At 71.0% G+C, this 7,120-nt stretch carries 8 protein-coding genes; 6 read left to right on the top strand and 2 right to left on the bottom strand.

Annotated elements, in window-relative coordinates; genetic code table 11:
* Positions 1–47: 47 nt before the first annotated feature.
* A complete protein-coding gene (locus GT042_RS13870) occupies positions 48–896 on the bottom strand; it encodes a biotin--[acetyl-CoA-carboxylase] ligase (RefSeq protein WP_161309014.1) in 849 nt (282 codons plus the stop codon).
* Between the two features lie 148 nt (positions 897–1,044).
* On the opposite strand from GT042_RS13870, the gene GT042_RS13865 reads away from it, so the two are divergent.
* From GT042_RS13865 to GT042_RS13855, 4 genes are all read left to right on the top strand, one after another.
* Entirely contained in the window at positions 1,045–2,631 is a 1,587-nt protein-coding gene (locus tag GT042_RS13865) for an acyl-CoA carboxylase subunit beta (protein ID WP_161309013.1), read from the top strand.
* 60 nt (positions 2,632–2,691) lie between these two features.
* Positions 2,692–2,898 (top strand): acyl-CoA carboxylase subunit epsilon, encoded by a 207-nt coding sequence (locus GT042_RS13860; protein ID WP_161309015.1) that lies wholly within the window; start codon positions 2,692–2,694, stop codon positions 2,896–2,898.
* Between the two features lie 79 nt (positions 2,899–2,977).
* Positions 2,978–3,106 carry a hypothetical protein gene (locus GT042_RS39850; RefSeq protein WP_272925716.1) on the top strand — a complete coding sequence of 43 codons (129 nt, stop codon included), beginning with the start codon at positions 2,978–2,980 and terminating at the stop codon, positions 3,104–3,106.
* A gap of 23 nt (positions 3,107–3,129) precedes the next feature.
* A complete protein-coding gene (locus GT042_RS13855; protein WP_202532744.1) occupies positions 3,130–3,744 on the top strand; it encodes a nucleoside triphosphate pyrophosphatase in 615 nt (204 codons plus the stop codon).
* Here GT042_RS13855 and GT042_RS13850 read toward each other — a convergent pair.
* Positions 3,679–4,167: a hypothetical protein gene (locus tag GT042_RS13850; RefSeq protein ID WP_161309011.1), complete on the bottom strand. Its 489-nt coding sequence runs from the start codon at positions 4,165–4,167 to the stop codon at positions 3,679–3,681. The two genes, GT042_RS13855 and GT042_RS13850, sit on opposite strands and share 66 nt — an antisense overlap.
* Before the next feature lie 305 nt (positions 4,168–4,472).
* On the opposite strand from GT042_RS13850, the gene GT042_RS13845 reads away from it, so the two are divergent.
* A complete protein-coding gene (locus tag GT042_RS13845; RefSeq protein ID WP_161309010.1) occupies positions 4,473–6,224 on the top strand; it encodes a biotin carboxylase N-terminal domain-containing protein in 1,752 nt (583 codons plus the stop codon).
* 151 nt (positions 6,225–6,375) lie between these two features.
* A complete protein-coding gene (locus tag GT042_RS13840) occupies positions 6,376–7,008 on the top strand; it encodes a TetR/AcrR family transcriptional regulator (RefSeq protein WP_161309009.1) in 633 nt (210 codons plus the stop codon).
* The last annotated feature ends 112 nt before the right edge of the window (positions 7,009–7,120 follow it).

The raw sequence follows: 7,120 nt of genomic DNA, 5'->3' as shown, positions 1-7,120 counted from the left end.
CCCGTCCGGCGATTGAGGACATCAGTAAGCGCAACCAAAAACCCCGGTCAACGCAGGTGCACCACGTCACCCGCCCCCACCGGATACCGGCCCCCCGAAGCCATCGCCAAGACAAGACGGCCGTCCCCATCGACGGCCACCGCCTCCCCCACCCGCTCCACAGAACCCGGCAACACCGCCCGCACCGTCCGCCCCAGCGTCGCGCAGCCCGCCGCGTACGCCTCCTGGAGGCCCGACGTCGCCGGGTCGCCGTCCGCCTCGCGCCAGTCCACGTACCACTGCTCCAGCGACCGGAGCACCGATCGCAGCAGCGTGTCCCGGTCCAGGGACACCGCGTCCGCCAGCGCCAGCGAGCCCGCCGTCGGGACCGGGAGTTCCGTCGCGCGCAGCGACACGTTCAGGCCGATGCCCACGACCACCGCCTCGTCGCCCGAGCGCTCCGCCAGGATCCCGCCCGCCTTGCGCTCCTCGCCGTCCACCGTGACCAGCAGGTCGTTCGGCCACTTCAGGGCCGTGTCGACGCCCGCCGACCGCGCGACCGCCGTCGCCACCGCCACGCCGGTGAGCAGCGGCAGCCACCCCCACCGGTGGACGGGCACGTTGTCGCCCGGCGTGAGGAGTACGGAGAAGAAGAGCCCCGAGCGGGCCGGCGCCGACCACCGCCGGTCCATCCGCCCCCGCCCCGCCGTCTGCTCCTCGGCCACGAGGACCGTGCCCTCCGGGCGCGAGGACGCCACGGCCACCAGGTCCGAGTTGGTCGAGCCGGTCGTCGTGACGACGTCCAAGGACGTCCACAGGCCGCCCGGCCGGATGAGCCCGCGCCGCAGCGCCCGTTCGTTCAGCGGCGGCCGGTCCAGGTCGGACCAGCGGCTGTGTGGGGTTTCGGGATCGGTCATGCGAGCCACCCTAGATGTGGCAAACACCGCACTGCCGAACCGTATCCGCGCCGATACGCTACGGATCAGTAGCCGGGCAGACAGCACGGCGCAGACAGCACGGCACAAGACCCACCGCACCCGCAACCCCGCAGGGAGCCGCACCCCGATGTCCGAGCCCGGAACCGCCCACACCACCGCGGGCAAGATCGCGGACCTCCAGCACCGTATCGAGGAGGCCACCCACGCGGGCTCCGCGCGCGCCGTGGAGAAGCAGCACGCCAAGGGCAAACTGACGGCCCGTGAACGGATCGGCCTGCTGCTGGACGAGGGCTCGTTCGTCGAGCTGGACGAGTTCGCCCGGCACCGCTCGACCGCCTTCGGCATCGAGAAGAACCGGCCGTACGGTGACGGCGTGGTGACCGGTTACGGCACGGTCGAGGGCCGCCCGGTCTGCGTCTACTCACAGGACTTCACGATCTTCGGCGGCTCGCTCGGCGAGGTGTACGGCGAGAAGATCGTGAAGGTCATGGACTTCGCGCTGAAGACCGGTTGCCCGATCATCGGCATCAACGACGGTGGCGGCGCCCGGATCCAGGAGGGCGTGGTGGCCCTGGGCCTCTTCGCCGAGATCTTCCGGCGCAACGTGCACGCGTCCGGGGTGGTCCCGCAGATCAGCCTGATCGTGGGCCCCTGCGCGGGCGGCGCCGTCTACTCGCCCGCCATCACGGACTTCACGGTGATGGTGGACCAGACGTCGCACATGTTCATCACGGGCCCCGACGTCATCAAGACGGTGACCGGCGAGGACGTCGGCTTCGAGGAGCTGGGCGGAGCCCGTACGCACAACACCACGTCCGGCGTGGCGCATCACATGGCGGGGGACGAGAAGGACGCCATCGAATACGTCAAGTCCCTTCTGTCGTACCTCCCTTCGAACAACCTCTCCGAGCCGCCCGCCTTCCCCGAGCAGGCCGCGCTGGAGACGACCGACGAGGACCGCGAGCTCGACACGCTGATCCCGGACTCGGCGAACCAGCCGTACGACATGCACCGCGTGGTCGAGCACGTGCTGGACGACGGTGAATTCCTGGAGACCCAGGCGCTGTTCGCGCCGAACATCCTGACCGGCTTCGGCCGGGTCGAGGGCTATCCGGTGGGGATCGTCGCCAACCAGCCGATGCAGTTCGCCGGTTGTCTGGACATCAACGCCTCGGAGAAGGCGGCCCGGTTCGTCCGTACGTGTGACGCCTTCAACGTCCCGGTGCTGACGTTCGTGGACGTGCCGGGCTTCCTGCCCGGTGTCGACCAGGAGTACGGCGGCATCATCCGGCGCGGCGCGAAACTGATCTACGCGTACGCGGAGGCCACCGTCCCGCTGATCACGGTGATCACCCGCAAGGCGTTCGGCGGCGCGTACGACGTGATGGGCTCCAAGCACCTCGGCGCGGACCTCAACCTGGCCTGGCCGACGGCCCAGATCGCGGTGATGGGCGCGCAGGGCGCGGTGAACATCCTGCACCGCCGTACGATCGCGGCGGCCGGCGACGAGGCCGCGCAGGACGCGGCCAGGGCGGGGCTGATCCAGGAGTACGAGGACGCGCTGCTCAATCCGTACGTGGCCGCCGAGCGCGGGTACGTCGACGCGGTGATCATGCCGTCGGACACCCGGGCGCACCTGGTGAAGGGCCTGCGTCAACTCCGTACGAAGCGGGAGAGCCTGCCTCCCAAGAAGCACGGCAACATCCCGCTCTAGAGGGTCAGGACGGTCTGGACGGTTCGTGGGGGAAGCAGGGAACGGGAAAGGGGCATGGTGATGATCAAAGTGATACGCGGCAATCCGACTCCGGAGGAGTTGGCCGCCGCCCTGACGGTCGTCCAGGCGCGGGTACGGGCCACGGGCGCGGAGGAGACCGCCCCGCCCGAGCCGCCCGCCGCCTGGTCCGCCCCGGACCGGGTGCTCCGCGAGCGGCTGCACCGGCCGGGGCCCCGCTCCTGGGCCCGCACCTACTGGCCCGGCTGAGGGGCCTGGTCACCGGCGGCAGGGCGCCTGAGTACGTGTACTCAGGCGCCCGGGACGGGATCGCCGGAGGATCGGAGGCATGCTGTGGTCCGACCCGAAGAACGAAGCACCCGAGGAACTGCGCGAGGGGCAGACCATGCTCCGCCGCGCCGGCGTGGTCCTCGCGCTCGCGATGATCCTGGCGATGCTCGTCCTGGGTCTGCTCTGACGTCCATGGGCCCCCCGCCTACCATGGCCCGCATGACCGCTCCCCGCCGCAGGCTCGTCCTCGCCTCCGCCTCCCCCGCCCGCCTCTCCCTGCTCCGTCAGGCCGGGTTCGCGCCCGAGGTGATCGTCAGCGGGGTCGACGAGGACGCGTTGTCCGCCCCGGACCCCGCCGCGCTCGCGCTCCTGCTCGCCGAGGCCAAGGCCGCCACCGTGGCAGCGCTCCCGGAGGCCGCCGGCGCGCTGGTCGTCGGCTGCGACTCCGTACTCGACCTGGACGGCGAGGCCCTCGGCAAGCCCGCCGACGCCGAAGAGGCCACCACCCGCTGGAAGTCGATGCGCGGGCGCGCGGGGATCCTCAGGACCGGCCACTGCGTGATCGACACGGCGACCGGCCGCCGCGTGTCCGAGACCGCCTCCACCACCGTCCGCTTCGGCAGCCCGTCGGACGACGAGATCGCCGCGTACGTCGCCTCGGGCGAGCCGCTCCATGTCGCGGGGTCCTTCACGCTGGACGGCCGCTCGGCGCCGTTCGTCGACTCGGTCGACGGCAGCCACGGCAACGTGATCGGCCTCTCACTGCCCCTGCTGCGTCGGCTGCTGGCCGAGCACGGGGTCGCGATCACCGATCTCTGGGTCTGACGGGCCCACCAGCACCAGCACGACCAGCCCCAGCACCACCATCATGAACAGGAAGGCCGTCCACCCCACCAGCCCCACCGTCAACGCCCCGAGCACGCCGTGCACCACCGCGCAGGTGATCAGCAGGATCCGGCCGAAGCGGCCGGGGGCCCGGTTCGTGAGGGCCGTACGCACCATGGTCACCGCGCACAGGACGAGGAAGAGGGCGGTCACGCCGCCCATCGCCCACGTACCGGCGGACATGGCGTCGGGGTCGAGACCGGCCAGCGACATCCGCTGGTTGTGGACGACGGTGGCGAGCACCCCGTTGACGAAGACAGAACCGACGGCTTCCACCAGCAGCACGATCGCGGCCACCCAGGCCACGGGTCTGCGTATCACGGCACCACCTTCTCCAGCTGTTACCGCCAGTACGGACGACATCGCGCACGCTACTCACCGGTAAACGGCCGGACAAGGGCTCGGGCAGAGGCAACGGGCGATCTGCCTGTTCGTAGAGAGTCAACAAAGAAACACGATCGAGCGCGGGGCACACTGACAGAGAAACCGACCGCACTCGACCGTTACTGTGCGGGGGAGGATCCGGGCGTACCGTGGTGCCACAAGGGAATTCGCGACTTGGGCAAGCCTCGACTCACGCTCCGTGTGGGCAAGCTCACCACTGGGGACGGGTCGAGGGGGCGTGTCGGCAGTCCCTAAACTCAGCTTGTTCCAAGGAGGGAGCCATCGTGCGCAAGGTGCTCATCGCCAACCGAGGCGAAATCGCTGTCCGCGTCGCCCGTGCCTGCCGGGACGCCGGAATCGGGAGCGTGGCCGTCTACGCCGATCCGGACCGGGATGCCCTGCATGTCCGTGCGGCCGACGAGGCGTTCGCCCTGGGCGGTGACACCCCGGCCAGCAGCTATCTGGACATGGCCAAGGTGCTCGGCGCGGCGAAGGACTCGGGGGCGGACGCGGTCCACCCCGGTTACGGGTTCCTCTCCGAGAACGCGGAGTTCGCCCAGGCCGTCCTGGACGCCGGGCTGACGTGGATCGGCCCGCCGCCGCAGGCCATCCGTGACCTCGGTGACAAGGTCGCCGCGCGGCACATCGCGCAGCGCGCGGGTGCCCCGCTGGTCGCGGGCACCCCCGATCCGGTGTCCGGGTCGGCGGAGGTCGTGGCGTTCGCGGAGAAGAACGGGCTGCCGATCGCGATCAAGGCGGCGTTCGGCGGGGGCGGGCGCGGCCTGAAGGTCGCCCGCACGCTGGAGGAGATCCCCGAGCTGTACGACTCCGCCGTACGTGAGGCCGTCGCCGCCTTCGGGCGGGGCGAGTGCTTCGTGGAGCGGTATCTCGACAAGCCCCGGCACGTGGAGACGCAGTGCCTGGCCGACACGCACGGCAACGTCGTGGTCGTGTCGACGCGTGACTGCTCGCTCCAGCGCCGTCACCAGAAGCTGGTCGAGGAGGCGCCGGCGCCGTTTTTGAGCGAGGCGCAGAACGCGCAGCTGTACGCCGCGTCGAAGGCCATCCTCAAGGAGGCCGGCTATGTCGGCGCGGGGACGGTGGAGTTCCTCGTCGGGGCGGACGGGACGATCTCCTTCCTGGAGGTCAACACCCGGCTCCAGGTGGAGCACCCGGTCACCGAGGAGGTCACCGGGATCGACCTGGTCCGCGAGATGTTCCGGATCGCCGACGGCGAGGAGCTGGGGTACGGGGACCCGGCGGTGCGCGGTCACTCCTTCGAGTTCCGTATCAACGGCGAGGACCCGGGCCGGGGCTTTTTGCCCGCGCCCGGTACGGTCACCACGTTCGCGCCGCCCTCGGGCCCCGGTGTCCGCCTGGACGCGGGCGTCGAGTCCGGCAGCGTGATCGGCCCGGCGTGGGACTCCCTGCTGGCCAAGCTGATCATCACCGGCGCCACCCGCGAGCAGGCACTCCAGCGCGCGGCACGCGCGCTGGCCGAGTTCGACGTACAGGGCATGGCCACGGCGATCCCCTTCCACCGCGCGGTGGTCGTGGACCCGGCCTTCACCGCAGACCCGTTCACGATCCACACCCGGTGGATCGAGACCGAGTTCGTCAACACCGTCCCGGCGTTCGCCGTGGCGGCCGACGCGGACGAGGACGAGTCGGGCCGCGAGACGATCGTGGTCGAGGTGGGCGGCAAGCGCCTGGAGGTCTCCCTGCCGACCAGCCTGGGCATGACCCTGGCCCGTACGGGGCTCGCCGCCGGCGCGCGCCCCAAGCGCCGCGCGGCCAAGAAGTCGGGCCCCGCCGCGTCCGGCGACTCCCTCGCGTCCCCGATGCAGGGCACGATCGTCAAGGTCGCGGTGGAGGAGGGCCAGGAGGTCAAGGAAGGCGAACTGATCGTCGTCCTGGAAGCCATGAAGATGGAACAGCCCCTCAACGCCCACCGCTCGGGCACCGTCAAGGGCCTCAACGCCACGGTCGGCTCCTCGGTCACCTCCGGCGCCCTGATCTGCGAGATCAAGGACTGACGCGCCCGTCACCACCCTCCCTTCAGCCCCCGCCGGGTGTTCCTGGCGGGGGCTGGGGCGTGTCCGCGAGGCGGGGGCCGCGCGGGGCGGTGGCATCCTTGGGGCGACGGGGGCCGGTTCGCGGGCCGCCGGTGGGAGACGAGGAGTCCGCATGACGGCGAGGAGTACGGCGCAGGCGCCGCCCCGGCCCATGCGCGCCGACGCGCGGCGCAACTACGAGCGGTTGCTGACGGAGGCCCGGAGCAGTTTCGCGGCGCACGGTACGGACGCGTCGCTGGAGGACGTGGCGCGGCGGGCGGGCGTGGGCATCGGCACGCTCTACCGCCACTTCCCCACCCGGCAGGCCCTGCTCAGCGCGGTCTTCCAGGAGGCGCTGGCCTCGTTGCTGGAGCACTCGCGCGAACTGGCCGGGGCGGAGCAGCCGTGCGGCGCGCTGGTGGAGTGGCTGCGGGCGCTGATCACCCACGCGGGTGAGTACCGCGGCCTCTCCCGCGCGCTCATGTCGGCGTCGCACGACGAGAGTTCGGCGCTGTCGGAGTGCAGCGTGCCACTGCGGGCGGCGGGCGAGCGGCTGCTCGTACGGGCGCAGCAAGGCGGTCACGTACGACCCGAGGTGTCGATCGACGACCTGATGCAACTCACGAACGCGATCGCCCTGGCAGCCGAACAGTCCCCCACGGACCCAGCCCTGGCGGACCGCCTCCTGACCCTGACATTGACGGGCCTGAAACCGACACCCACCCTCAGCCCGTCCGGCGGCATTTCAAGCCCGTCCGGCGATTGAGGACACCACGACCCGCGCTGACATCAAACCCGTCCGGCCACATCAAGCCCGTCCGGCGATTGAGGACAGCCGCGTCCAGCGGCATTTCAAGCCCGTCCGGCGATTGAGGACA

The sequence above is a fragment of the Streptomyces sp. SID3212 genome (assembly GCF_009865405.1).
GTDB lineage: Bacteria > Actinomycetota > Actinomycetes > Streptomycetales > Streptomycetaceae > Streptomyces.
Note: the sequence above shows the minus strand (reverse complement) of the source record. Positions and strands in the feature narration are given on the sequence as shown.